Here is a 23439-nt window from a genome sequence, read left to right as displayed (position 1 = left end):
GACTATTCCGTCAGGTTGATTTCTTCGGTGTTGCCGCCTTCGCAAGTATAGCAGCAATCGTCGCAGGTTTCGGCATTTTCGGGTCCGGTCCCCCAATAGGTCGCCTTGTCGCCGGAAACCCAGGCGCCGTAGCAGATCTTTTCGCCTTCGTCGCAGGACAGCGGAATCTGCTTGGTCTCGCCGTCATCGAGATAATAAACCTGATTGTCGCCCGGCCAGACATGTTTGCGATCCTGGCTGTAGAGTTCGACCTCGACGGCATTCGGATGGCTGTTTTTCATCTGGAAGGTAACATCAGCGGCTGTTGCAGCCTGCAGGCCGCCAGCAAGCATGAACATGGACAGTGCGACGAGGCGCACGCGGTTGGAGATGGTCTTCATGGGGTTCCCTCTGACTATAAGCCTTGCGGCTAATATTCGCCTATCATGAAGCTGCGACACACAAAATGGGCCGTACCACCAAAAATTCTGATTTTCATGGAGATCGCCGGACATTTTTGGGCATGAGCCCCGCCACCAGCTCGCTTTGCGGCTCCAAGAAATTCAGTGACCGACGTGCTTGTAGAAAAAGGTCGATCCGCAATAGCTGCCATCCGGCATCATCGCATAGTCGGGGATAACTCCGACCCTGACCCATCCGAGCCGCTCATAGATCGCTTCAGCGGGACTATCCGTTGCCGTGTCCAGCACCAGTACGCGCTTGCCGAGCCGGGTCGCTTCCGCTTCTGCCGCCTCCATCAGGGCGCGACCGAGCCCCATGCCACGCCCTTTCCGGTGGACGAGGAGCTTCTTCAGATCGGCGCGGTGCGGCTGGTTGGGGGGCAGCTTGATACCCAATTGCGCGGTGCCGAGGATTTGACCATCGACCTCCGCCACCAGAAGGACGGTCGCATCCTGCCCGACGGCAGCGCGGACGCCGTCCCAGAAGAACATGGCGTCTTCTGTCGTGTAGGGGCAAGAAATCCGACCGAGGCGCCACCCTCGACGCAATCGACAAGGATCTCTGTCAGGGCCGGCAGCGCCTGCCTAGCCTGGTCTTCGTCGAGAATACGGATGCGGTGGTCGGTCATCGTGTCTTCAGGATCCTGCGGTTGAGAATAACGGCGTAGCGTGCCAGCTCGGAATGCGGGTTGTGGAAGCTGTGGCCGTGGCCAAGCGGCATGAAAAGGCAATCGCCAGGCTCCAGCGCATGGACCTCCCCGGCACTGGTCATCGTCAGCCGCCCTTCGAACAGCCATACGTGCTGCGTTGTCTCGGCGTCCGGCGGATGCGGATCGAAAACCACGCGGGCGCCTGGCGGAAAATCTACCGCGACGATATCGACCGGCGTCGGCATGCCCTCGGGCGAAACGGCGCGGCGGACATAGCCGGTTTCCGGGTCGCGCCAGAGATGTTGGTCCGCGTGCCGCGAGAGCGGGCTTGCCGGCGCATCCTGAAACGCGAAAAATCGCGACAGCGTGGTTCCCAGAGCGCTGCAGAGCCGGGCCAGAAGCTGGGCCGTGGGGCTTGCCTCGCCGCGCTCGATGCGCGAGATCATCGCCCGGCTCACGCCCGATTGCAGCGCCAGTTCGTCCAGTGTCAGGTTCTGTTCGAGACGGATGGTGCGGACGCGGGCGCCGATATTGCTTTCAAGATCCTGTAACGATTTTTCCATTATAAGAGAATTATACAGTCTTATAGTGGAGTCAACGGGTCGGGCCGATGCACGAAAAATAAAATCGTGCGATGCCGCTGCGGCGATACTGATAGGCCGCCGACGAGGAATATGGTTGCCACAAGCGCTGTGTGTATTTTCGTGCAGCGCCAGGGCATCTATGAACGCCGCATCAGAAGGAATCCGTCATGCCCGAACCTGAAAAATCCGCATCTTCGGTCCTGTCGATCACCAGCATTGTGCTGTCGATGGCCGGTGTGGGCATCGGCAATGGCATGATGTTCGCCTATGTCCCGTTCATGCTGGCAAAAAGCGGCATTTCGCCCGAGGTCGCCGGTGCTGCGGTGACGGCGCTTGCTTTTGGCGGGCTTGCCGGCTGCGTTGTTGCCGGGGCCGATGATCCGGCGTGTCGGGCATGCACGGGCCTTTTCCTGCTCCATGGCGCTGGTCATCCTGTCGGCGGTGCTGATCAGCCTCGGGGTCTCGCCCTGGCTCTGGGTGCTGGCGCGCGGCATCTACGGCATGGCCGGCAACATCAATTTCATCATCACGCTGAGCTGGCTCAATCACGCGGCCGCCAATAGCTGGCGCGGCAGGGCCATGTCGCTGTTCTACATGATCTATGTCATCGCCATCGGGCTTGGCGCCTGGCTGTTCGGCCAGATTCCGGCCGAGGGCAATCTGGCGCCGATCCTCACCATCTTCTTCACGACGCTGGCGATCCTGCCGATCGGGCTGACGCGCCTGCCCAATCCGCCGCCGCCCGGCAAGGTCAGCGTCGATGTGCCGCTCGTCTGGCGCAACTCGCCGGTCGCCTTTGTCGGGGTTCTCGCCGCGGGTGGATTGTCCATGGCGGTGCAGGGCTTTACCCCCATCTATGCCGCCGCCAATTCGGTGAGCCAGGGTGACGTTGCGCTTCTGATGCTGGTCATGCAGTTCGGGCTGATCTTCATCCAGTATCCGATGGGCGTGCTGTCGGACCGGATCGACCGGCGCATCGTGCTCATCCTCGTCTGCATCCTGATCGCGCTTGCCGGCGTCGTTTCGCTGTTCGTCTCCTTTGCCAACCTGATCCTGATAATGCTGGTCTTTGCTGTGTTTGCCGGTGCCGTCGAGACGGTCTATTCGATCGCCAACGCCCATGCCAACGACCGCACGGCGCCCTCCGATTTCGTACCCCTCGCCTCGACGCTTCTGATGTGCTGGTCGATCGCCGCGACGATCATTCCCCTGTCGATCACGCTGCTGACGCCGGTCTTCGGTCCCAAGACCTTCATCTACGCCGCCATGGGCACGGCGCTCGCCTATGCCGTCTTCGTTGCTGTCAGGCTCAAGTTCCGCGAAACGGTGCCGCCGCACCTTCGGGAGAATTTCGAGATGAAGAGTGCGCAGATGCCAAATGCCGGCGCCTTGATGGACGGGGCGCAGGCCGATCCGCCACGGGCCTGAACCCCTAATTATAGTGAACAAAGCCTGCATTTCCCGCTTTGCGGCGCCTGTATGCGCTGCTATATGCGGCGCATGAGCACAACACCTTCAAAGACGCCCCTGTCGCACATCCGCAATTTCTCGATCGTCGCCCATATCGACCATGGCAAGTCGACGCTGGCTGACCGGCTGATCCAGTCGACCGGCGGTCTCGCCGCGCGCGAGATGTCGGAGCAGGTTCTCGACAACATGGATATCGAGAAGGAGCGTGGCATCACCATCAAGGCGCAGACCGTGCGCCTGCACTATGTCGCCAACAATGGCGAGACCTATGTGCTGAACCTCATCGATACGCCCGGACACGTCGACTTCGCCTACGAGGTCTCGCGCTCGCTGTCGGCCTGCGAAGGCTCGCTGCTGGTGGTCGACGCATCCCAGGGCGTGGAAGCCCAGACGCTCGCCAACGTCTACCAGGCGATCGACAACAACCACGAGATCGTCACCGTCCTCAACAAGATCGACCTGCCGGCCGCCGAGCCGGACCGCATCCGCGAGCAGATCGAAGAAGTCATCGGCATCGACGCAAGCCAGGCCGTGCTGATCTCCGCCAAGACCGGTCTCGGCATTCCCGACGTGCTGGAAGCGATCGTGCACCAGTTGCCGGCGCCGAAGAGCGAGGGCGGCGAAACCGCGCCGCTGAAGGCGCTCTTGGTCGATAGCTGGTACGACACCTATCTCGGCGTCATCGTTCTCGTGCGCATTCTCGACGGTGTCCTGAAAAGGGCCAGACCGTGCGCATGATGGGCACGGACGCCAAATATCAGGTCGAACGCGTCGGCGTCATCACGCCGAAGATGGTCACCGTCGATGCGCTTGGCCCGGGCGAGATCGGTTTCATCACCGCCTCGATCAAGGAAGTGGCCGATACCCGCGTCGGCGATACGATCACCGAGGACAAGCGTCCGACCGCCAACATGCTGCCAGGCTTCAAGCCGGCGCAACCCGTTGTCTTCTGCGGCCTGTTCCCGGTTGATGCCGCCGATTTTGAGGACCTGCGCGCTGCCATGGGCAAGCTGCGCCTCAACGACGCGTCGTTCTCCTTCGAAATGGAATCCTCGGCCGCTCTGGGCTTCGGTTTCCGCTGCGGCTTCCTCGGGCTTCTCCATCTCGAGATCGTTCAGGAACGTCTCGAGCGCGAGTTCGATCTCGATCTGATCGCGACCGCGCCATCCGTCGTCTACAAGCTGTTCATGACCGATGGCACCGAGCGCGAGCTGCACAATCCGGCCGATATGCCCGATGTCGTCAAGATCGCCGAAATCCACGAGCCGTGGATCCGCGCGACGATTCTGACGCCCGACGAGCATCTCGGCGGCATCCTGAAGCTCTGCCAGGATCGCCGCGGCATCCAGGTGGAACTGACCTATGTCGGCTCCCGCGCCATGCTCACCTATGACCTGCCGCTCAACGAAGTCGTCTTCGATTTCTACGACCGGCTGAAGTCGATCTCCAAGGGTTATGCCTCGTTCGACTATACGATCACCGCCCATCAGGAAGGCCATCTGGTCAAGATGTCGATCCTCGTCAATGGCGAGCCGGTCGATGCGCTCTCGATGATGGTCCACCGCATGGCCGCCGAAAAGCGCGGCCGCGACATGTGCGAAAAGCTGAAAGAGCTGATCCCGAAGCACATGTTCAAGATCCCGATCCAGGCGGCGATCGGCGGCAACGTCATTGCCCGCGAAACCATCTCGGCACTGCGCAAGGACGTCACCGCCAAGTGCTACGGCGGCGACGCCACGCGCAAGCGCAAGCTGCTCGACAAGCAGAAGGCCGGCAAGAAGCGCATGCGCCAGTTCGGCAAGGTGGAAATCCCGCAGGAAGCGTTTATCGCAGCGCTGAAGATGGGCGACGAGTGAGGGGCGCCTGCGCCTCTCTCCCTTCCCTCATACCTTTCCCCTGCCGGTTCCGTCCGGCCAGGACAGCCTAGCCAGCCTAGCTGATCCTGTCGTCCAGCATTGCCTGTGACACGAAAGGGCGACCTTGCGCTTTAGTGCCAAGCGGGCTGAAACCGTTCGGCCCAAATACCTCGCAAAGCCAGAGCTACAGCAGGTTGCTCCAGCGTCTACGTGACGTTGCGGCTTGCCGACCAGACACCCCGACCTACGCGGCTGACCTTCAGCGCATCAAAACGTCACCACAAACCCTCGACTTGCGAGGCGTTCTATCGCTTGACTTATCGTGAAATATATTTCTACATATGAATTATATTGACACGTAACTTCTGTTGCGTTTATCTCCCCTTATCGGACTTCGAGGAGGAAGTTCGGTCTTCATTGGATCAACGGTCGCTCTTTTGGCGCCACCGGACATTTTGGGAGGGGCTTCGGCCTCGAGGAGGAATCTTGCGCAATTTTCTAAGCACGACCGCAATGGCGGTCCTTGCAACCACCTTATTTGCCGGCCCTGCCAGCGCTGAAACGGAAAACCCGTTTCGCTGCAAGCCGGGCGAAAAATACGTCATGAACGTCATGGTCTCGGGCGTCGAATACTGGTTCCCGGTCTATGAAATGTTCAAGCAGGCGGGCCAGCAGCTCGGTTGCGAGACCGCCTATACCGGCACGCCGGAATATGACGTCAACAAGCAGATCGCCACATTCGACCAGGCACTCGCCCAGAACCCGGCCGGCATTCTGGTGCATCCGATGAACTCGGACCCGTTCATCGAGCCGATCAACCGGGCGATCGATCAGGGCACGGCGGTCGTCACCTTCGCAGCCGATGCGCCGCTCTCCAAGCGTATCTCCTTCATCACCTCGGATAACACCCGCGAAGGCACCTATGCGGCCGACGCGATCGCCGAGAAGATGGGCGGCAAGGGGGAATACGCGGTTCTGGAAAATCCGGGTCAGGACAATCACGACAAGCGCATCGCCGCCTTCATTGCCCGCATGACCGAGAAATACCCTGATATGAAGCTGGTCGGCCGGGCGGCCTCCAACCAGGATCCGAACAAGGCCTATCAGGGCCTGATGAGCCTGAAGCAGGCGCATCCGAACCTTGGCGCCGTGTTCATGCCGGAAGCCAATTCGGCCATCGGCGCATCGCAGGCCAACAAGGAGACCGGCGGCAAGATTTTGGTGATGTGCGCCGATGTCAACGCCAATATCCTCGACATGATCAAGGCCGGCGAAGTGTTCGGCTCGATCAATCCGAACCAGGGCATGCAGGGCTATATGGGCTTCATGCTTCTCTGGCTTGCCAAGCATCCGGAACTCATCGACCCGATGAACGACGCCAAGCGTGTCGGTTTCAACCCGATGAGCATTCCCTTCGTCGATAACGGCCTGTCGATCGTCACGGCCGACAATGCCGACGACTTCTACTGGGACAAGTATCTGAAGCGGCGGGGCACGAAGGGTATCGAGGAGTAATCTTCGTGCCGGCTGTCCGGGATGTTTCATTCCGGGCAGCCACCGCAAGCGTTCGGGAGGAGACTGTAATGGCGTCTGTGCCGGTTCTGGAAATCCGCAATGTCAGCAAGCACTTCGGTGTTATCAAGGCGTTGACGGATGTGAGCTTTGACCTAGAAAAGGGCGAAGTCCATGCGCTGTGCGGCGAAAACGGCGCCGGCAAATCGACGCTGATGAACATCATCGCCGGCGTCTTGCAGCCGAGCGAGGGCGAAATCCTCGTCAACGGCAAGCCGGTGAAAGTGACGTCTCCCGCCGTGGCGCAATCGCTGGGGATCGGTCTCGTGCACCAGGAGATCGCGCTTTGCCCCGATGCGACGGTGGCGGAAAACATGTTCATGGCGACGACGAACCGAAGGCGTTTGCCGTTCATGAATTATGGTCGGCTGGAGCGGGAGGCGCAGGTCGTGATGAACCGGCTGGCGCCGATCGACGTGCGCCGCAAGGTCGGTGACCTCTCGATTTCCAGCCAGCAGCTGGTCGAGATCGCCAAGGCGCTGACGCTCGATTGCCGGGTGCTGATCTTCGACGAGCCGACAGCGGCGCTGACGGAATCGGAGGCGCAGGTTCTGTTCGGCATCATCCGCGATCTGAAGGCGCAGGGTATCTCCATTATCTATATCAGCCACCGCATGGCGGAAATCTTCAGCCTCTGCGACCGCGTCACCGTGTTTCGCGATGGACGTTATGTTTCGACGGCGAACGTCAAGGATCTGACGCCGGACGAAGTGGTGCGCCGCATGGTCGGCCGCGAGATTACCCAGCTTTATCCGGAAAAACAGGCGCCGGCGGAGCGGACGGCAGAGACCATTCTCAGCGTCCGTGATCTCGGCGATGGCAACCGCTTCAAGGGTGTGGGCTTTGCACTGCGCAAGGGCGAAATTCTCGGCATCGGCGGGCTGATCGGCTCGGGCCGCACGGAGATTGCCGAGGGCATTTGCGGGTTGCGGCCGGTTACGAAAGGCGAAGTTCAGCTGCATGGGCAGCGGTTGGTGATCCGGTCCTATGCGCAGGCCGTGAAGGCGGGCGTGGTCTATCTCTCGGAGGATCGAAAGGGCTCCGGCATCTTCCTCGATCTCTCGATTGCGCAGAACATCGCGGTCCTCGATCTCAAATCGCTGACCGGGCCATTGGGCCTGCTGAATTCCAAGGCCGAGGCCGATCGTGCCCGGGATATGGTCAAGCGGCTCGGCGTGCGCATGGGCGGCATAGACATGCCGGTCTCGTCGCTATCGGGCGGTAACCAGCAGAAGGTGGCGATCGCCAAGCAACTGGCTGTCAATCCCAAGGTGATCCTGATGGACGAGCCGACGCGCGGCATCGATGTCGGGGCAAAATCGGAAATCCACCGGCTCCTGCGCGATCTCGCGCGCTCCGGCATAGGCATCGTCGTCATTTCCTCGGAACTGCCGGAGCTTTTAGGCCTTTGCGATCGGGTTCTCGTCATCCGTGAAGGCAGGGTTGCCGGCGAGGTCGAGGGCGAGGCGATGACGGAAGAGGCGATTATGCGGCTCGCATCCGGCATCGGTGGTCATAACAATTCAAAGGCATCAGAGCATGCCGCATAAAGAAAAAGCAGGGGCAGGAGACAAGGTCATGGCGGACGCTACGTTGACAACGGCACATCAGGCGCGAGCACCGGGCTGGAAACGGCTGGGGACAATGCGCGAGGCGGGGCTGATTGCCATCATCCTGGCGCTCGGCATCATCATGAGCTTTGCCTCGCCGCACTTCCTGACGCTGGGCAATTTCCGGGCGATGCTGATGTCGTTTTCGGTGGAAGGCATCGTCGTCGTCGGCATGACCATCCTTCTGATCGTCGGCGGCATCGACCTGTCGGTCGGCTCGGTCGTGTGTTTTTCGATGGTGCTGTCAGGCTCATTGTTCCTGATGGGGCTCGATCCCTGGAGCGCATCGCTGATCGGCATCATCGCCAGCGGCCTGATCGGCTGCGTCATGGGCTTCTTCGTCACGGTGGTGGGGCTCAACCATTTCATCACGTCTCTGGCAGCAATGGTGATCGTGCGCGGCATCTGCCTGATCATCACCAAGGGCACGCCGCTGTCGCTGTTTACGCTGCCGCCCTCGTTCAAGGCCGTCGGGCAGGGCACATTCTACGGTGTTCCCTATGTGATCCTGATCTTCGTCGCCGTCGTCGTGCTGTTCGATTTCCTGCTGCGCCGGGCAACCGCTTTCCGCAAGGTGTTCTACACCGGCAGCAACGAGAAGGCGGCGCTCTATTCCGGCATCAAGACCAACCAGGTAAAGTTCTGGGTGACGGTTCTCTGCGCAACGCTCTCGGGTGTCGCCGGCGTCATCTACATGTCCCGTTTCGGTGCTGCGACCCCCACCTTCGGCGTCGGCATGGAGCTCAACATCATCGCAGCCGCGGTGATCGGCGGCGCCTCGCTCAACGGCGGTTCGGGTACCATCCTCGGTGCGATCCTCGGCATTGCCCTGCTCTCCGTCGTCACCAGCTCCTTGATCCTGCTTGACGTCTCCGTCTATTGGCAAGACATGATCAAAGGCTGCATTCTGCTCGCCGCTGTTTCCATCGATCATTTCCTGCACAAGCGGAAGGCTGCCTGATATGTCGCCCAATAGGCCGATCGCCAAACTCAAAGCCGTCAACGCGCCGCGCGAGGAAATCGTCATCGCCCGGCAGATGCACCAGGCGCTGGTGCTGCATTTCCTCGAAGGCCTGACGCAGGCGCAGATCGCCGATCAGCTCGGCATCTCGCACGCAACGGTCAACCGCCTGATCAAGCGCGGCCGGCAACTGGGTCTCGTCGAGATCAAGATCAAGTCGCCGGTCGAGCCGCTGGTGGATATGGAAGAAAAACTGGTGGCGCTCGGCGGCATCAGCCGCGCCATCGTCGTGCCGACGGTTTCCGACAATCTGCAGACGGCCCTGCAAGCCGTTGGCGAAGCCGCAGCGCGGTTGCTTCTGGAGGAAATCACCGATGGCGACACGATCTGCATCACCGGCGGCAAGGGCGTCAGCGCCGTGGTTGCCGGCCTGCAGGCGCAGCGACGCTACGCAGTCGAGGTCATCCCGGCGACCGGCTGCGTCCAGGGCAAACACTATACGGACGTCAACCACGTCTCGACCATGATGGCCGATCGGCTGGGCGGGCGCTCCTATCAGATCCACGCGCCGTTGTTTGCCGATAGCGCTGCCGAGCGCGGCATGCTGATCAACATGCGCTCCGTCGCCGATGTGTTCAAACGGGCGCGCGAAGCGAGATCGCGGTGGTCGGTATCGGCTCGATCCTGTCGGACGACAGCAGCTATTACGACCTGCATCCGTCCTCAAGCGCGGATCGCGCGGCCATCGAGCGCTCCGGCGCGTCCTGCGAATTGCTTGCCCATCTGCTCGATGATCAAGGTCAAGTCTGCGATTACAGCCTCAACCGCTCGCTGGTATCGCTGACGCTGCCCGAATTCGCCTCGATCCCGACCAAGATCGGGGTCGCGAGCGGGCCGAACAAGGTCAGTCCGATCCTCAGCGTGCTCAGGGGCAATCATCTGGATACGCTGGTGACTGACGAGGCGACGGGTGCGCGGGTACTCGCACTGGCAAATAGTGAAGGAAGACGGGCATGAGCGGACAGGACCAGACTGGACAGCAATTGACACGCGAGATCGGCAAATCCGGCGTTTCCGCCTCGGCGGTGGGTCTTGGCACCTGGGCGATCGGCGGCTGGATGTGGGGCGGGACGGATGAAAACGAATCCATCGCCGCGATCCAGGCCTCGCTCGATGCCGGCGTGACGCTGATCGACACGGCGCCGGCCTATGGGCTTGGACGCTCCGAGGAAATCGTCGGCAAGGCCTTGGCAGGCCGTCGCGACAAGGCCGTCATCGCCACCAAATGCGGCCTTGTCTGGCATACGCAGATGGGCCGGCATTTCTTCGATCAGGATGGCAAGCCAGTGCACCGTTATCTCGGGCGCGACGCGATTGTTCACGAGGTCGAGGAAAGCCTGGCGCGGCTCGGGACCGATTATATCGATCTCTACATCACCCATTGGCAGGACCCGACGACGCCGATCGAGGAGACCATGCGAGCGCTGGAAGACCTGCGTACGTCCGGCAAGATCCGGGCGATCGGGGCGAGCAATGTCAGCAAGGACGATCTCGATGCCTATATTGCCGCCGGTGGTCTCGATGCGATCCAGGAGCGGTTCAGCATGATCGACCGCGAGATCGAAGTGGATCTGCTGCCGCTGACCAGGGCCAACGGCATTGCGACGCTGAGTTACTCGTCGCTGGCACTCGGCCTGCTCTCCGGCACCATCGGTCCGGACCGGGTGTTTTCCGGGGACGACCAGCGCAAGGACAATCCGCGCTTTTCGGTCGGCAACCGGCAGAAGGCAACGGCGCTTGCTGACGCCATCCGGCCGGTCGCGGAAGGACACGGCGCCAGCATCGCCCAGACGGTGATTGCCTGGACGCTCGCCCAGCCCGGCGTGACCTTCGCGCTCTGCGGGGCGCGCAATCCGGCACAGGCAATCGACAATGCGCGGGCCGGGACCATCCGGCTCGAGGCGGCCGAACTTGCCGCCATCGATACGGCCATAACGGCGAAACTGACTGACATGGACAGGTAGCGGATCGCCATCATGAAACGGGAAGAGATATTGGACGGGCTCCGCCAGAGCCCGAAGGTGGACGTGTGCGTCATCGGCGGCGGCATCAACGGCATCAGCGTCTTTCGGGAGCTGGCGCTGCAGGGGCTGAATGTGCTGCTCGTCGAAAAACACGACTATTGCTCCGGTGCCAGTTCGGCGCTGTCGCGCATGGTGCATGGCGGGCTTCGTTACCTGGAAAACGGTGAGTTCAAGCTCGTGCAGGAATCGCTGGTCGAGCGCGACCGGCTGCTGCGCAACGCGCCGCATTACGTCGCGCCACTGCCGACGACGGTGCCGGTGTTCGATATCTTTTCCGGTCTGGGCAATGGCATCGTCCGGTTCCTGGGGTTGACGCGACGACCGAGTAGGCGCGGCGCCATTGCCATCAAGGCTGGCCTCAGCATCTATGATTTCCTGACGCGCAAGCGGGCGCTGATGCCGCGCCACCAGTTTCGCGGTCGGCGCACGACGCTTGAAAAATGGCCGGCGCTCAATCCCGGCATCAAGAGTTCGGCTACCTATTTCGACGCCTGGGTCAGCCATCCGGAACGGCTGGGCGTCGAGCTTCTGCAGGACGGTCTTGTAGCCAAGTTCGGAGCAGCGGCGCTGAACTATGCGGAACTGCGGCGCACGGAGGATGGCCGATACCGTGTCGAAGACCAGATCGACGGCGCGTCCGTCGCCGTCGAGCCGGCGCTGATCATCAATGCCACCGGCGGCTGGATCGACATCGCCAACGAAAGCCTGTTTTCGCCGGAAGCGCGGCCGGCACGCCTGATGGGCGGCACCAAGGGCTCGCACCTGATCATCGACAATGCGGAGCTGCGCGCAGCACTTGCCGATCACATGATCTATTACGAGAACGAGGACGGCCGGATCTGTATCCTGTTTCCCTATCTTGGCAAGGTTCTGGTCGGGTCCACCGATATCCGTGTCGATAATCCCGAAACGGTGCGCTGCGAGGCGGACGAGCGAGATTATATCCTGCAATCGCTGGCCTTCGTGCTGCCCGACATCAAGATCAGGCCGCAGGAGATCGTCTTCCAGTTTGCCGGCGTGCGGCCGCTGCCGGCCAGCACCGACAGTTTTACAGGCCGTATTCCACGCGACCATTTCTGCACGGTCGTGGAGCCGAGGGATGGCGGGCCGCCGGTGCTATGCATGATTGGCGGCAAGTGGACGACGTTCCGCTCCTTCGGCGAACTGGCCGCCGACATGGCGCTGGAACGGCTCCGACAGCCGCGGCGTGTTGCAACAACCGACCGGCCGATCGGCGGCGGGAGGGCGTTTCCCGCCGATGTGTCGGTCTGGCTTGCCGGCGTGGCCACAGCCAAGGGCATTTCCGGCGAGCGTATGGCTGAACTGTTTGGCCGGTACGGCACGGATGCCGAGGCGGTAGCCGGTTTCATCGCTTCAGGTCCCGATGTCGCGCTACCCCATGCCGGCTACTCGGTGCGCGAATTGGAGTTCCTGATCCGCGAAGAAGCCGTCGAACATCTCGACGACCTGCTTTTGCGGCGAACGACGCTGGCCGTCTCGGGCGAACTGTCGCTCGACATGATGGATGCTGTGCTTGATCTGCTGGCACAGGAAAAGCGCTGGACGCCCGCTCAGTGCGCCGGCGAGCGCACCCGTTTTCTCACCCTTCTCACCGGACGCCACGGCGTCGATGAAGACATGCTTTCCGCAAGGAATGAACCAAGGAGCACAACATGCGAAACAACAGCAAAGTCCGGATGAACCGGCTGTTCGGCAACGGCCGCTGCCTTGATGTGGCGATCGATCACGGCGTCTGCAACGAGCCGTCGTTTCTCGATGGGCTGGAGGATATCAAGGCCGTCGTCCAGGCGCTGGTCTCCGCCGGACCGGATGCGATCCAGATGAACTATGGCCAGGCGGACCTGCTGCAGGACGTGCCCGGCAAGGACAAGCCGGCGCTGGTCATGCGCATCGACATGGGCAATCCCTATAACCGCATCCGTCACCGCGACATGTGGGCGGTGCTGCAGAACGAGGCCGAGCCGCTGATCGGCGCGTTGGAAATGGATGCGGCCTGCGTGGTCGTCAACCTGTTCATGCTGCCCGACGAGCCGGACCTGTTTCGCCAATGCGTGCAGAACATTTCCCGCGTGCGGGCCGATTGCGACAAGTATGGCATGCCCTTGATGATCGAACCGCTGGTCATGCAGCCGGTCACGGAAAAAGGCGGCTACATGGTCGATGGCGATGCCGACAAGATCGTCACGCTGACACGGCTTGCCCGCGAAATGGGGGCCGATATCGTCAAGGCTGACCCGACCACCAATGCTGAAGACTTTCATCGGGTTGTTGAAGCGGCCCGCTGCCCGGTTCTGGTGCGCGGCGGCGGCAAGGAGGACTTGCGGATCGTTTTCGAGAAGTCCGCGGCCTTGATGAGGCAGGGCGCAATGGGCATGGTCTATGGGCGCAACATCTATCAGCACGCCAATCCAAGTGCCGTGGTGCGCGGACTGATGGCGATCATCCATGAGAACGCCAGCGGCGAACAGGCTTTCGCACGTTACCAGCAGGGCTGAGCAGCAATTTCGGACCTTGGGAGGGGTTCAGAATGAAAAACTATCTTTTGGGGCTCGACGCCGGAAACACCGTCATCAAGGCGGTGATTTTCGACCGGGCGGGCAACGAAATCGCCTATGCCTGCGAGGAAGGGCACAGCCGCATGCCGAGCGCCGGCCATGTCGAACGCGGGCTTGACGAACTCTGGACCAATGCGCGGCAGGTTATCTGCGCCTGCATCGAGCGGGCGAAAATCCAGCCGGAGGAGATCGCCGCGATCGGCTGCGCCGGGCATGGAAACGGCCTCTATGCGCTCGATCGCGAAGGCGCTCCGCTGCTCGGCATCCAGTCGCTCGATACGCGGGCATCCGGGCTGGTCGATGAATGGCGTGCTGCTGGTGTCGGCGACCGGACCTATCCGATTGCCCGCCAGCGCCCATGGCCATCGCAGACGCCGACGCTGCTCGCCTGGCTGAAGCGGTATCGGCCGGAGCAGTTCAACCGGATCGGAACGGTGTTCTTCTCCAAGGATTTCATCGTCAACCGCCTGACCGGCGAGCGCGTCAGCGAGGTGTCCGACATGTCCGGTGCCGGGCTGCTCGATCTTGCCGCGCGTGGTTACGACAAGGCGCTGATGGAGGCCTATGGCCTTGGCGATTGCCTGGACCTCCTGCCGCGGCTAATCGAAAGTGCCGATATTGCAGGCACTGTCACAGAAGAAGTGGCGGCGCAGACCGGGCTCGCGGCTGGCACGCCCGTGGTGGGCGGTCTGTTCGACGTCGTCGCTTCGGCGCTCGGCTCGGGCGTGACGCGCACCGGCAGCGCCTCGATCATCGCCGGTACCTGGAGCATCAACCAGGTCATCATCGACGGACCCGACCTCGATGGGCCGGTCTTCATGTCCTCGACCTTCGATCGCAGCCGCTACATGGCGATGGAAAATAGCGCCACCTCGGCTGCCAATCTCGAATGGCTGGTGCGGGAATTCTTCGAAGGCGGGCATAAAGAAGGCGTTTCGCCGTTCGATGCGGCTTGCGCGCTTGCCGGGGCGGTTGATCCCTCGGCAGATGATCCGCTCTACCATCCCTTTCTCTACGGCGCCCAGCAGGACGGCCACGCGCGGGCCGGGTTCTACGGCATTGCCGGCTGGCACACCAAGGGGCATCTCGTTCGCGCGCTGCTGGAGGGTGTCGCCTTCGGTCATCGCCAGCATATCGAAACGATCCGCAAGGCAGGTGCCGTGTTCAACGAGGCCGTGCTGTCCGGCGGCGGGTCGCGCAGCCTGATCTGGCCGCAGATCTTTGCCGATGTGCTCGGCGTTCTCGTCACGGTCGCCCGCTCGCGCGAAACCGGAGCGCTGGGGGCAGCGATTGCGGCCGGCACCGGCGTCGGCATCTTCGCGGATTTTGAAGCGGGTGCGGCGGCCATGGTCCAGACCGAGCGGCATTATCGTCCAAACGTCGCGCTTGAGGCGCATTATATCAGGCGCTACGCTCTCTATAACGATATCACCGAGGCGATGGCGCCGCTCTGGCGGCGTCTGACGGCGGTGCAGCCTGTCGTTGCTGGAGTGGCGGCGTGACCATGCGTGTGAATGATGCAGCAATTGAGGATGGAAGCTACGATTTCATCATCGTCGGAGCGGGATCGGCGGGATGCGTCCTGGCCAATCGGCTCTCTGCCAATCCGAAGAGCCGCGTCCTTCTGCTCGAAGCGGGCGGCAGTGACCGGTATCACTGGGTCCACATTCCCATCGGTTATCTCTACTGCATGGGCAATCCCCGCACAGACTGGATGATGAAGACCGCGGCCGAAGCCGGATTGAACGGCCGGTCGCTTCCCTATCCGCGCGGAAAGGTGCTTGGCGGCTGCTCGTCGATCAACGGCATGATCTATATGCGCGGGCAGGCGGCCGACTATGACGGATGGCGTCAGGCCGGAAATTCCGGCTGGGGCTGGGACGACGTGTTGCCCTATTTCCTGAAATCGGAAGACAATTATCGCGGCAAGTCTTCGATGCACGGGGCCGGCGGCGAATGGCGGGTGGAAAAACAGCGGCTGTCCTGGCCGATCCTGGATGCCTTTCGGGATGCAGCCGAAGAGCTTGGCATCCCGAAAACCGACGATTTCAACGATGGCGACAATGAGGGCTCGGGTTATTTCGAGGTCAACCAACGCGGCGGGTTGCGCTGGAACACGACAAAGGCCTTCCTGCGCCCGGCGATGAAGCGGCCGAACCTGCGCGTGCTGACAGGGGCTGAAACCGAGCGGCTGGAATTCGACGGCAGGACGGTGACCGGCGTCAAGTTCCGATTGAACGGGCAGACCCATTTCGCCCGCGCCAACCGTGAGGTCGTTCTGTCCGCGGGTGCGATCAATTCACCGAAAATCCTGGAGCTATCAGGGATCGGGCGCCCGGATATTCTCTCCGAGGCCGGAATCGAAACAAGCCATGCGCTGCCCGGCGTCGGTGAAAACCTGCAGGACCATCTGCAGATCCGCACCGTCTTCCGCATTGAGGGCGCCAGGACACTGAACCAGCTCTATCACAACCTTTTCACGCGGGCAGGCATGGGGCTTGAATATATGCTGCGTCGGTCCGGGCCACTGTCGATGGCGCCGAGCCAGCTTGGCATCTTCGCCAAGAGCGATCCGTCAGTGGCGACCGCCGATCTCGAATATCACGTGCAGCCGCTCAGCACAGATAGGCTCGGGGAGCCACTGCACCGTTATCCCGCAGTCACCGTGTCGGTTTGCAACCTGCGGCCGGAAAGCCGGGGGACAGTGCATGTCGGTGGGCGGGATCTTTCCGTTGCTCCGGAAATCCGCCCGAATTATCTTTCGACCGCGGGCGACCGGATGGTTGCGACCAATTCCATCCGTCATGCCCGGCGTCTGATGGAGGCCGGCGCCATTCGAAAATACCGGCCGCAGGAGATGCTGCCGGGCACGGAGTACCAGAGCGACGAGGACCTGATCCGCCGCGTCGGCGATATCGCCACGACGATCTTCCATCCGGTCGGCACCTGCAAGATGGGCAGCGACACGATGGCCGTGGTCGATCCGCAGTTGCGGGTGCATGGGCTCTCAAAATTGCGCGTCGTCGATGCCTCGATCATGCCGACGATCGTCTCGGGCAACACCAACTCGCCAGTCATCATGATCGCGGAAAAGGCTGCGGATGCAATTCTGGCATAGGCGCGCCTGACGCGAAGCCAGGCAATCATAGTGGCTACCTTCGCCGGCAATGGCGGCCAAGGCCGATCCGCAACTTGAACTCCCGGATTCTCTCCATTACACCTTGGTTGGCGCAGGGCCGGAGGATGTTCTGCCGGAGCGATGAAAGGTATCTGCAATGCACAAGTTCAAGATCCTGAAGACCGAGAAGGGCGAATATCGCACCCAGTTCGTCTACAATTCGGAAGTGATGGTCTGGTCGGAAAACTATACCTCCAAGGCCAGCGCCAAGAATTGCATCGACTCGATCAAGAAGAATGCGCCCGGTGCTGCGACCGTTGATCTCTCTAAGGAGGAAAGCGGCTCGGGATATCGCTTCGAGATCGTCGAAAGCAAGGACGGCCAGCATTTCGTTCGCTTCAAGGCTTCGAACGGCGAGACCATGGTTCGCTCCGAGACCTACGCCTCCAAGGCCAGCGCGAAAAACTGCATCGAATCCGTCAAGAAAAATGGGCCCGACGCACCAACGGACGACGAGACCGCCAGCGCCTGAGGCGAACCGGCGGTCGATCGGGCTCTGCCATTTCATGTCTGCAGATGTCCAGAGATTGCGGTCTTTCGAATAAACCATACTGGAAGACCGTCCTCCGGATAGGGCCATCGCCGCGAACGGCGGGGCGCCCTGTTTGATTCTTGCCGGCGGGCTAGCCGGCAGGGAATGGCAGTGGCGGCGTATCCATGGCGAACCATGGAAGAGGGGTGCGAAGTTGATGAAGGCGCTGTTGACAAGGGCTGTCGCTGTGATGATCGTCGTCTTTGCGCGTGCGGTCACGGCGGTAAGGGCGATCTGGCCGGATAGCGGTCCGCCGCAACGCCAGTGCATCTACTTTGCCAATCATTCCAGCCATGGCGATTTCATCCTGATCTGGTCCGTGCTGCCACCCTGGATGCGGGTCAAAACGCGTCCGGTCGCCGGTGCCGATTACTGGCTGAAATCCCGGCTCAACCGCTTCATCGGCTGCGATGTTTTCGATGCCGTCCTGATCGAGCGGGATCGCGAAAAACGCACACAGGACCCGATCGCGGTCATGACGGGCGCGCTCGATGCCGGCTCCTCCCTGATCCTGTTTCCGGAAGGCACGCGCAACGAGACAGAGGCCCGGCTGCTGCCGTTCCGCAGCGGGCTCTACAATCTCGCCCTTGCAAGACCCGAAATCGATCTTGTGCCTGTCTGGATCGACAATCTGAACCGCGTCATGCCCAAGGGTGAAATCGTGCCCATTCCGCTGATTTGCACCGTAACGTTTGGCGAAGCCATGACGCTTGCGCCCGGCGAAACGCGCGAAGCCTTTCTTCAAAGGGCGACGGGTGCACTGCTGGCGCTGGCGCCCAAACCTGCGGGAGATGGCCTATGAGTGCAGCCGGTTCCGACCTCCTGCTTCTGCTGTTCGGCGTTGGCGGCGTGCTGATCCTTGCGTCCAGCATCGGCTTTATTCTCAAACAGCGGTTGTCGCCTGACGGTTCCAATGCCGTCATCGAAAACCTCAATGCCCGCATCAATGCCTGGTGGATCATGGTGGCGCTGATCGGTGTCGCCTTTCTGGCGGGCCGCATCGGCGTCGTCGTGCTGTTCGCCTTCTGCTCGTTTGCGGCCCTGCGCGAATTTGTAACATTGACCAATACGCGGCGCGCCGATCACTGGGCGCTCGCCTGCGCCTTCTTCATCGTGCTGCCGGTCCAGTATTACCTGATCGCCACAGAATGGTACGGGCTCTATTCGATCTTCATTCCGGTCTATGCCTTCCTGTTCATGCCGATCATGGCCGTGTTTCGCGGCGATACCGAGCGGTTTCTCATTCGCATTGCCGAGGTGCAGTGGGCGATGATGATCTGCGTCTTCTGCGCCAGCCACGTGCCGGCGCTGCTGAGCCTGGATATTCCCGGCTATGAGGATCGAAACGTCCTGCTCATCGCCTTCCTGGTTATCGTCGTGCAACTCAGCGACGTGTTGCAATATGTCTGGGGCAAACTCTTCGGAAAGACCAAGATCGCGCCGCGGCTTTCGCCGTCGAAGACGGTCGAGGGTTTTGTCGGCGGGGTGGCCAGCGCCACGCTGATCGGCGCCAGCCTCTGGTGGATCACGCCGTTTTCGGTGCTTCAGGCCGGGCTCCTGGCTTTCACAATCGCCATCATGGGCTTTTTCGGCGGGCTGGTCATGTCGGCGATCAAGCGCGATCGCGGCGTCAAGGACTGGGGTCATCTGATCGGCGGTCATGGCGGGTTGATCGACCGGCTGGATTCCGTCGTCTTCTCCGCGCCGATCTTCTTCCACATCGTCCGCTTCGGCTGGTCGCTGACATGAGCGGGCGCTTTCGCGCGCTCGCCGGTTCCAGCGTGGTGCATGTGCTTTTTGCCTTCCTCGCCATGGGCGGCTGGGCGGTGTTTGCTAATCGCGCGCATCCGATGCCCAGACCGCTTGTCGCCGGGCTGGTGCAGGGTGTGTTGTCAGCCCTTCTGACCCTGTTCCTCAAGAACGGCATTGACCATCTGTCAAAACGGTTTCGCGGCAGCACCGCCTATTGGGCACCGCCCCTGCTTGTCTGCCTTGCCTCGACATCCGTGCTCGTGGCCATTCATGCGTTGAGCGGCACGCCGGAAATCCTGAAGACGATCGCCGTGCCGCTTGTCGTCTCGACCAGCTATGCGACGCTCTATACCTATTCGATAGCCGGCAAAGGAAAGCCCTGATGACCGAAAACGCCGGAGACCGTCGGCCGCTCGCCAGCCGCAATACACGCTGGGCGCAAGGCATTGCCAGATGGCTGGCGCAGCGCTCGGTGACCCCAAACCAGATTTCGCAGGCGAGCATGGTGGCAGCCGCCCTTGCCGGCGGCGCTTTCTGGTGGGCAGGCTATATGGAAAGCGTCGGGCGGATCGTCATGCTGGTCTGTGCCGCGCTGTTCTGCCAGCTACGGCTGCTTTGCAATCTCTTCGATGGCATGGTCGCGGTCGAAGGCGGCAAGGGCGCGCCGGATGGGCCGTTCTGGAACGAGTTTCCGGATCGCATCGCCGATATCCTGATCTTCATCGGCGTCGGCTACGGCATCGACGTGCCGGAACTCGGCTGGGCTGCGGCAAGCTTTGCCGTTCTCACCGCCTATGTCCGGGAACTCGGCCGTGCCAACGGCTTGCCGAGCGATTTCTCCGGCCCGATGGCAAAACCGCACCGCATGGCAACCATCACCGCTGCTGCCCTGATCTCGACGCTGGAGCCGCTGTGGAGAGGGCGTGACGAAGTTCTCGCCGTTGCCCTGTTTGTGATCGCCGTGGGGGCAGCCATCACGGTTTTGCGCCGTGGCTTCGGGATCATTCGCGGGCTGAAGGCTCGATCGTCCTGACCCAGGCGCGCGCAATGGCAAGCCCCGCTGCATCGGCGGTTTCGGCGTGTTTTGCGGCATGGTCCGGATAGCGGGCGAGCCAGGTCGGATCGATGCCGTCGATCACGGTCGCGAAATTTTGGTTCCAGTCCTCGACCACTGCGGTGCTCGCCTCGAAATGGAACTGCGTTCCGTAAGCGGCCCGGCCCATGCGAAAGGCCTGGTGTGACGTCGTCCCGTTGGTCGCAAGATGCGCAGCGCCGTCAGGCAGCGTGAACGTGTCCGAATGCCATTCGAAGATCGGGAAGATGGCCGAAATCCCGCCAAGCATGGGATCGTTTGTTGCTTCGTCAGTCAGGCGGACCTCGTGCCAGCCGAACTCACGAGCAGCACCCAGGATATTGCTTGCACCGTAACCGCGGGCAAGCAGCTGGCTGCCGAGGCAGATGCCGAGAACCGATTTGTCCGCATCGCCGAAGCTGCGCATCAGCGCCGCAAGATCGGGAAGATAGGGATGGGTATGGTCGTCCAGCGCGCTCTGCCCGCCGCCCAGCACGACGATGGCATCATGCTCGTCATGTCCGTCGGGCAGGCTGTCGCCGGAAAAGGGTTGCCGCAGGTCGATCTCAATATTGGCTTCCGAAAGGGCGACGCCGACCAGGCCAAGATCGGACCCGGCCATATTTTCCACCACGAGAACCCGCATTTCGCCTCCGCTGCCGAATATCCTCCCGAGATTGACCACGCAGCGCAGGGTCTTTCAAGGTCTCAGGGAGAGTTTTGCGCCTGTTCCATGCGAAACAGCGCGTATCGGAACGCCGTGGCATTGTCGGGTCAATGGATGAGACGACCTCATTCGCAACCCGGATCAAAGGATAAACCCCATGCGCACGATCGTTCTCTCTGCCGCCATCGCAACTATTACCGCTCTCTCCTTTGCCGCTCCCTCGCAGGCCGGCGGTTACGGCTACAACAACGGCTACCACCAGCAATATTGCTTCATCAAGAAGATCAAGTCCTACGACTACTACGGCAATCTCGTCATCAAGAAGATCCGCATCTGCAAGTAATGCAATCGCCGGTACATCGAAATGACCTCCTCCCTGAACCCCGGTCGTCCCTGCGGCCGGGTTTTCGGCGTCAAACCGCAAAAATATGCTATTCATGGCGGGAAAGCCGGATGGCAAGGGCGAGGCTTGAGCGCGTCCGCCTTGACCTTTCGGCCCGAAAGTTGCATTGGACCGCCTTGGTCGCGTTCCAGAAAACGCAGATAAAGATAAAGCCCAGCGGAAAAACCATGAGCAAACCTACCTCCTCTGCCCCCTCGCAGCGCATGCTGAGGGTCGGCGAACAAGTCCGTGCAGCCCTGACCCAGATTCTGCAGCGCGACGAGGTGCGTGATCCGCTGATCGAAACGACGGTGATCTCGATTTCCGAAGTCCGCATGTCAACCGATCTCAGGATCGCCACGGCGTTTGTGACGCCGCTCGGCGTTGCCGACCATGCCGGCCCGATCGAAGCGCTGAACCGGCACGCCAAATACATCCGCGGGCGCCTGACCCCACACCTGCGGCAGCTGAAATACATGCCGGAAGTGCGCTTCAAGGACGACACCAGCTTCGACAACTACAAGAAGATCGACGAACTCCTGCGTTCGCCTGAAGTGTTGCGCGATCTGAAGGACGACGACGCGAACGATAAAAACGGGGCGTGATGGCAAAGCATATCACGCTCGACGAGCTCAACGAGTGGACTTTCGAGCGGCGCCAGACATTCTATCGTAGCGGTCTGGCCCGGTTCGACAATGCCGAGGCCGTGCGACTGGTCGAAATGATGGTCGCGTCGGGTTTGCCCTATCGCCAAGGCCAGGAAATCGCCCATGGCGACCGCGAGATGAAGGCGCTCGAAGCCATCATCTACTCGCCGTACCATGAGAAGCTGTTGCTGGAGGCTGCCGCCTCCGGAAAGCCGCCGCTGGGCGCCATAGAACCGCTGATCGTCGAGACGTTGCGTGACGACTACCGCATCGACAATGGCGGCACCATTGCTGCCGGATATCTGATCGCACGGCGGCTTTACGCACTCGGCTTTGAAAAGAGCAGCAGCCAGAAAATGCCTGATGGCAGTGTTGCCAGGACCGCCGCGACCTTTCGCAAAAAAGAGCATAAATCATGTCCAGACCCCGCAAACCAAAGGGCCGTGCCATTTCCGGCTGGCTGATCCTCGACAAGCCGCTGGATTTCGGTTCGACCGAAGCCGTCTCCAAGATCAAATGGCTGTTCAAGGCGCAGAAGGCGGGACACGCCGGCACGCTCGATCCGCTTGCCTCCGGCATGTTGCCGATCGCACTCGGGGATGCCACCAAAACCGTCCCCTATGTCATGGACGGCCGCAAGATCTATGAATTCGCTGTCGCCTGGGGGCAGGAGCGCACCACCGACGATCTCGAGGGCGAGGTCACGCAGTCTTCCGACAGCCGCCCGTCCGAGGAACAGATCCGCACCCTGCTGCCGAACTATACCGGCGTCATCAACCAGGTGCCGCCGCAGTTTTCGGCCATCAAGATCGATGGCAACCGCGCCTATGATCTCGCACGTGAAGGCGAGACGGTCGATATTCCGGCGCGCGAGGTCGAAGTCTTCCGCCTGTCGCTGCTCGGCTGCACGCCAAATCTGGCGCATTTCGAGATCGAATGCGGCAAGGGCACCTATGTGCGTTCGCTGGCGCGCGATTTCGGCCGTGACCTCGGCTGCTATGGGCATATCGCATCGCTGCGCCGCAGCTTCGTTGCCCCTTTGCCGAGGAGAGCATGGTGCCGCTTGCCGATCTGGTTGCCTTGGAAGGCATAGAGAGCGATGAGGAGCGGCTGGCAGCCCTCGACGCGTTCCTGATCGATACAGGCGAAGCTTTGTCGAACCTGCCGCATATCTCCGTGACCGATGAGCAGGCGCATCGCCTGAAAATGGGCAATCCGATCATCGTTCGCGGCCGCGATGCGCCGCTGGCGGAGCCGGAAGCCTATGCCACGGTCCGCGGCAAGCTGATTGCCATCGGCGAAATCGGCGAAGGTGAATTTCGGCCCAAGCGGGTCTTTGCCACGGGTTGAAAAAACAGCGCTGTCGTTCCATTTGCCTTGCGGCGGAGGCCAGCGCATGATCGACT

19 protein-coding genes and 6 pseudogenes are annotated in these 23439 nt (G+C 61.5%); 21 read left to right on the top strand and 4 right to left on the bottom strand.

Annotated features, from left to right (window positions below):
- Positions 1-2: 2 nt before the first annotated feature.
- From P6U16_RS10850 to P6U16_RS10840, 3 genes and pseudogenes are all read right to left on the bottom strand, one after another.
- A complete protein-coding gene (locus P6U16_RS10850) occupies positions 3-380 on the bottom strand; it encodes a hypothetical protein (RefSeq protein WP_277703730.1) in 378 nt (125 codons plus the stop codon).
- A gap of 162 nt (positions 381-542) precedes the next feature.
- A pseudogene (locus P6U16_RS10845) lies at positions 543-1069 on the bottom strand (GNAT family N-acetyltransferase).
- Positions 1066-1653 (bottom strand): XRE family transcriptional regulator, encoded by a 588-nt coding sequence (locus P6U16_RS10840; protein ID WP_277703729.1) that lies wholly within the window; start codon positions 1651-1653, stop codon positions 1066-1068. Before P6U16_RS10840 ends, P6U16_RS10845 begins: the two are co-directional and overlap by 4 nt.
- Before the next feature lie 248 nt (positions 1654-1901).
- Between P6U16_RS10840 and P6U16_RS10835 the strand changes: the two are divergent.
- From P6U16_RS10835 to P6U16_RS10755, 17 genes and pseudogenes are all read left to right on the top strand, one after another.
- Positions 1902-3102 (top strand): annotated as a pseudogene (locus tag P6U16_RS10835) (MFS transporter).
- Between the two features lie 63 nt (positions 3103-3165).
- Positions 3166-5000: pseudogene (gene lepA, locus P6U16_RS10830) on the top strand (translation elongation factor 4).
- A 486-nt stretch (positions 5001-5486) separates the two neighbouring features.
- Positions 5487-6515, top strand: a complete 1029-nt coding sequence (locus P6U16_RS10825; protein WP_277703728.1) for a substrate-binding domain-containing protein — start codon at positions 5487-5489, stop codon at positions 6513-6515.
- 68 nt (positions 6516-6583) lie between these two features.
- On the top strand, positions 6584-8122 hold the full coding sequence (locus P6U16_RS10820; protein WP_277703727.1) for a sugar ABC transporter ATP-binding protein: 1539 nt from the start codon (positions 6584-6586) through the stop codon (positions 8120-8122).
- Positions 8123-8150: 28 nt separating this feature from the next.
- On the top strand, positions 8151-9143 hold the full coding sequence (locus P6U16_RS10815) for an ABC transporter permease (RefSeq protein WP_277703726.1): 993 nt from the start codon (positions 8151-8153) through the stop codon (positions 9141-9143).
- 1 nt (position 9144) lies between these two features.
- Positions 9145-10160 (top strand): annotated as a pseudogene (locus P6U16_RS10810) (sugar-binding transcriptional regulator).
- Entirely contained in the window at positions 10157-11167 is a 1011-nt protein-coding gene (locus P6U16_RS10805; RefSeq protein WP_277703724.1) for an aldo/keto reductase, read from the top strand. Before P6U16_RS10810 ends, P6U16_RS10805 begins: the two are co-directional and overlap by 4 nt.
- Before the next feature lie 12 nt (positions 11168-11179).
- A complete protein-coding gene (locus tag P6U16_RS10800) occupies positions 11180-12928 on the top strand; it encodes a glycerol-3-phosphate dehydrogenase/oxidase (protein WP_277703723.1) in 1749 nt (582 codons plus the stop codon).
- Positions 12901-13743 (top strand): class I fructose-bisphosphate aldolase, encoded by an 843-nt coding sequence (locus P6U16_RS10795; protein ID WP_277703722.1) that lies wholly within the window; start codon positions 12901-12903, stop codon positions 13741-13743. The genes P6U16_RS10800 and P6U16_RS10795 overlap by 28 nt, the downstream gene beginning before the upstream one ends.
- A gap of 32 nt (positions 13744-13775) precedes the next feature.
- Entirely contained in the window at positions 13776-15305 is a 1530-nt protein-coding gene (locus P6U16_RS10790; protein WP_277703721.1) for an FGGY-family carbohydrate kinase, read from the top strand.
- Complete coding sequence (locus tag P6U16_RS10785; RefSeq protein ID WP_277703720.1) at positions 15302-16921, top strand: GMC family oxidoreductase; 1620 nt, start codon at positions 15302-15304, stop codon at positions 16919-16921. Before P6U16_RS10790 ends, P6U16_RS10785 begins: the two co-directional genes overlap by 4 nt.
- A gap of 157 nt (positions 16922-17078) precedes the next feature.
- Positions 17079-17231: pseudogene (locus tag P6U16_RS10780) on the top strand (DUF1508 domain-containing protein); the annotation flags it as partial.
- 51 nt (positions 17232-17282) lie between these two features.
- Positions 17283-17453, top strand: a complete 171-nt coding sequence (locus P6U16_RS10775; RefSeq protein ID WP_277703818.1) for a YegP family protein — start codon at positions 17283-17285, stop codon at positions 17451-17453.
- Between the two features lie 217 nt (positions 17454-17670).
- A complete protein-coding gene (locus P6U16_RS10770) occupies positions 17671-18315 on the top strand; it encodes a lysophospholipid acyltransferase family protein (RefSeq protein WP_277703719.1) in 645 nt (214 codons plus the stop codon).
- The gene (locus P6U16_RS10765) at positions 18312-19262 is read left to right on the top strand and encodes a phosphatidate cytidylyltransferase (RefSeq protein ID WP_277703718.1); all 951 of its coding nucleotides are present in this window, start codon (positions 18312-18314) and stop codon (positions 19260-19262) included. The genes P6U16_RS10770 and P6U16_RS10765 overlap by 4 nt, the downstream gene beginning before the upstream one ends.
- Positions 19259-19648 carry a hypothetical protein gene (locus tag P6U16_RS10760; RefSeq protein WP_277703717.1) on the top strand — a complete coding sequence of 130 codons (390 nt, stop codon included), beginning with the start codon at positions 19259-19261 and terminating at the stop codon, positions 19646-19648. The genes P6U16_RS10765 and P6U16_RS10760 overlap by 4 nt, the downstream gene beginning before the upstream one ends.
- Positions 19648-20298, top strand: coding sequence for a CDP-alcohol phosphatidyltransferase family protein (locus P6U16_RS10755; RefSeq protein ID WP_277703716.1), 651 nt, complete (start codon positions 19648-19650; stop codon positions 20296-20298). The genes P6U16_RS10760 and P6U16_RS10755 overlap by 1 nt, the downstream gene beginning before the upstream one ends.
- Here P6U16_RS10755 and P6U16_RS10750 read toward each other — a convergent pair.
- Positions 20267-20983 carry a type 1 glutamine amidotransferase gene (locus P6U16_RS10750; RefSeq protein ID WP_277703715.1) on the bottom strand — a complete coding sequence of 239 codons (717 nt, stop codon included), beginning with the start codon at positions 20981-20983 and terminating at the stop codon, positions 20267-20269. The two genes, P6U16_RS10755 and P6U16_RS10750, sit on opposite strands and share 32 nt — an antisense overlap.
- Positions 20984-21161: 178 nt before the next feature.
- Here P6U16_RS10750 and P6U16_RS10745 point away from each other — a divergent pair, with 178 nt between their 5' ends.
- From P6U16_RS10745 to truB, 4 genes and pseudogenes are all read left to right on the top strand, one after another.
- A complete protein-coding gene (locus tag P6U16_RS10745; protein WP_277703714.1) occupies positions 21162-21347 on the top strand; it encodes a hypothetical protein in 186 nt (61 codons plus the stop codon).
- 227 nt (positions 21348-21574) lie between these two features.
- On the top strand, positions 21575-21991 hold the full coding sequence (gene rbfA / locus P6U16_RS10740; protein ID WP_277703713.1) for a 30S ribosome-binding factor RbfA: 417 nt from the start codon (positions 21575-21577) through the stop codon (positions 21989-21991).
- Positions 21991-22497 (top strand): hypothetical protein, encoded by a 507-nt coding sequence (locus P6U16_RS10735; RefSeq protein WP_277703712.1) that lies wholly within the window; start codon positions 21991-21993, stop codon positions 22495-22497. Before rbfA ends, P6U16_RS10735 begins: the two co-directional genes overlap by 1 nt.
- A pseudogene (gene truB / locus P6U16_RS10730) lies at positions 22449-23383 on the top strand (tRNA pseudouridine(55) synthase TruB). The gene P6U16_RS10735 and the pseudogene truB overlap by 49 nt, the downstream one beginning before the upstream one ends.
- Positions 23384-23439: the final 56 nt, after the last annotated feature.

It is taken from the genome of Rhizobium sp. 32-5/1, assembly GCF_029537235.1.
Classification (GTDB): Bacteria; Pseudomonadota; Alphaproteobacteria; order Rhizobiales; family Rhizobiaceae; genus Pararhizobium.
The sequence above is the reverse complement of the archived record's forward strand: the minus strand, read 5'-3'. Positions and strand labels throughout refer to the sequence as shown.

Excerpts from the sequence above, each read along its gene's own strand:
- P6U16_RS10850 (WP_277703730.1), bottom strand. The coding sequence starts at position 380 with ATGAAGACCATCTCCAACCGCGTGCGCCTCGTCGCACTGTCCATGTTC.
- P6U16_RS10840 (WP_277703729.1), bottom strand. The coding sequence starts at position 1,653 with ATGGAAAAATCGTTACAGGATCTTGAAAGCAATATCGGCGCCCGCGTC.
- P6U16_RS10820 (WP_277703727.1), top strand. The coding sequence starts at position 6,584 with ATGGCGTCTGTGCCGGTTCTGGAAATCCGCAATGTCAGCAAGCACTTC.
- P6U16_RS10815 (WP_277703726.1), top strand. The coding sequence starts at position 8,151 with ATGGCGGACGCTACGTTGACAACGGCACATCAGGCGCGAGCACCGGGC.
- P6U16_RS10805 (WP_277703724.1), top strand. The coding sequence starts at position 10,157 with ATGAGCGGACAGGACCAGACTGGACAGCAATTGACACGCGAGATCGGC.
- P6U16_RS10800 (WP_277703723.1), top strand. The coding sequence starts at position 11,180 with ATGAAACGGGAAGAGATATTGGACGGGCTCCGCCAGAGCCCGAAGGTG.
- P6U16_RS10795 (WP_277703722.1), top strand. The coding sequence starts at position 12,901 with ATGCGAAACAACAGCAAAGTCCGGATGAACCGGCTGTTCGGCAACGGC.
- P6U16_RS10790 (WP_277703721.1), top strand. The coding sequence starts at position 13,776 with ATGAAAAACTATCTTTTGGGGCTCGACGCCGGAAACACCGTCATCAAG.
- P6U16_RS10770 (WP_277703719.1), top strand. The coding sequence starts at position 17,671 with ATGAAGGCGCTGTTGACAAGGGCTGTCGCTGTGATGATCGTCGTCTTT.
- P6U16_RS10765 (WP_277703718.1), top strand. The coding sequence starts at position 18,312 with ATGAGTGCAGCCGGTTCCGACCTCCTGCTTCTGCTGTTCGGCGTTGGC.
- P6U16_RS10760 (WP_277703717.1), top strand. The coding sequence starts at position 19,259 with ATGAGCGGGCGCTTTCGCGCGCTCGCCGGTTCCAGCGTGGTGCATGTG.
- P6U16_RS10755 (WP_277703716.1), top strand. The coding sequence starts at position 19,648 with ATGACCGAAAACGCCGGAGACCGTCGGCCGCTCGCCAGCCGCAATACA.
- P6U16_RS10750 (WP_277703715.1), bottom strand. The coding sequence starts at position 20,983 with ATGCGGGTTCTCGTGGTGGAAAATATGGCCGGGTCCGATCTTGGCCTG.
- P6U16_RS10745 (WP_277703714.1), top strand. The coding sequence starts at position 21,162 with ATGCGCACGATCGTTCTCTCTGCCGCCATCGCAACTATTACCGCTCTC.
- rbfA (WP_277703713.1), top strand. The coding sequence starts at position 21,575 with ATGAGCAAACCTACCTCCTCTGCCCCCTCGCAGCGCATGCTGAGGGTC.
- P6U16_RS10735 (WP_277703712.1), top strand. The coding sequence starts at position 21,991 with ATGGCAAAGCATATCACGCTCGACGAGCTCAACGAGTGGACTTTCGAG.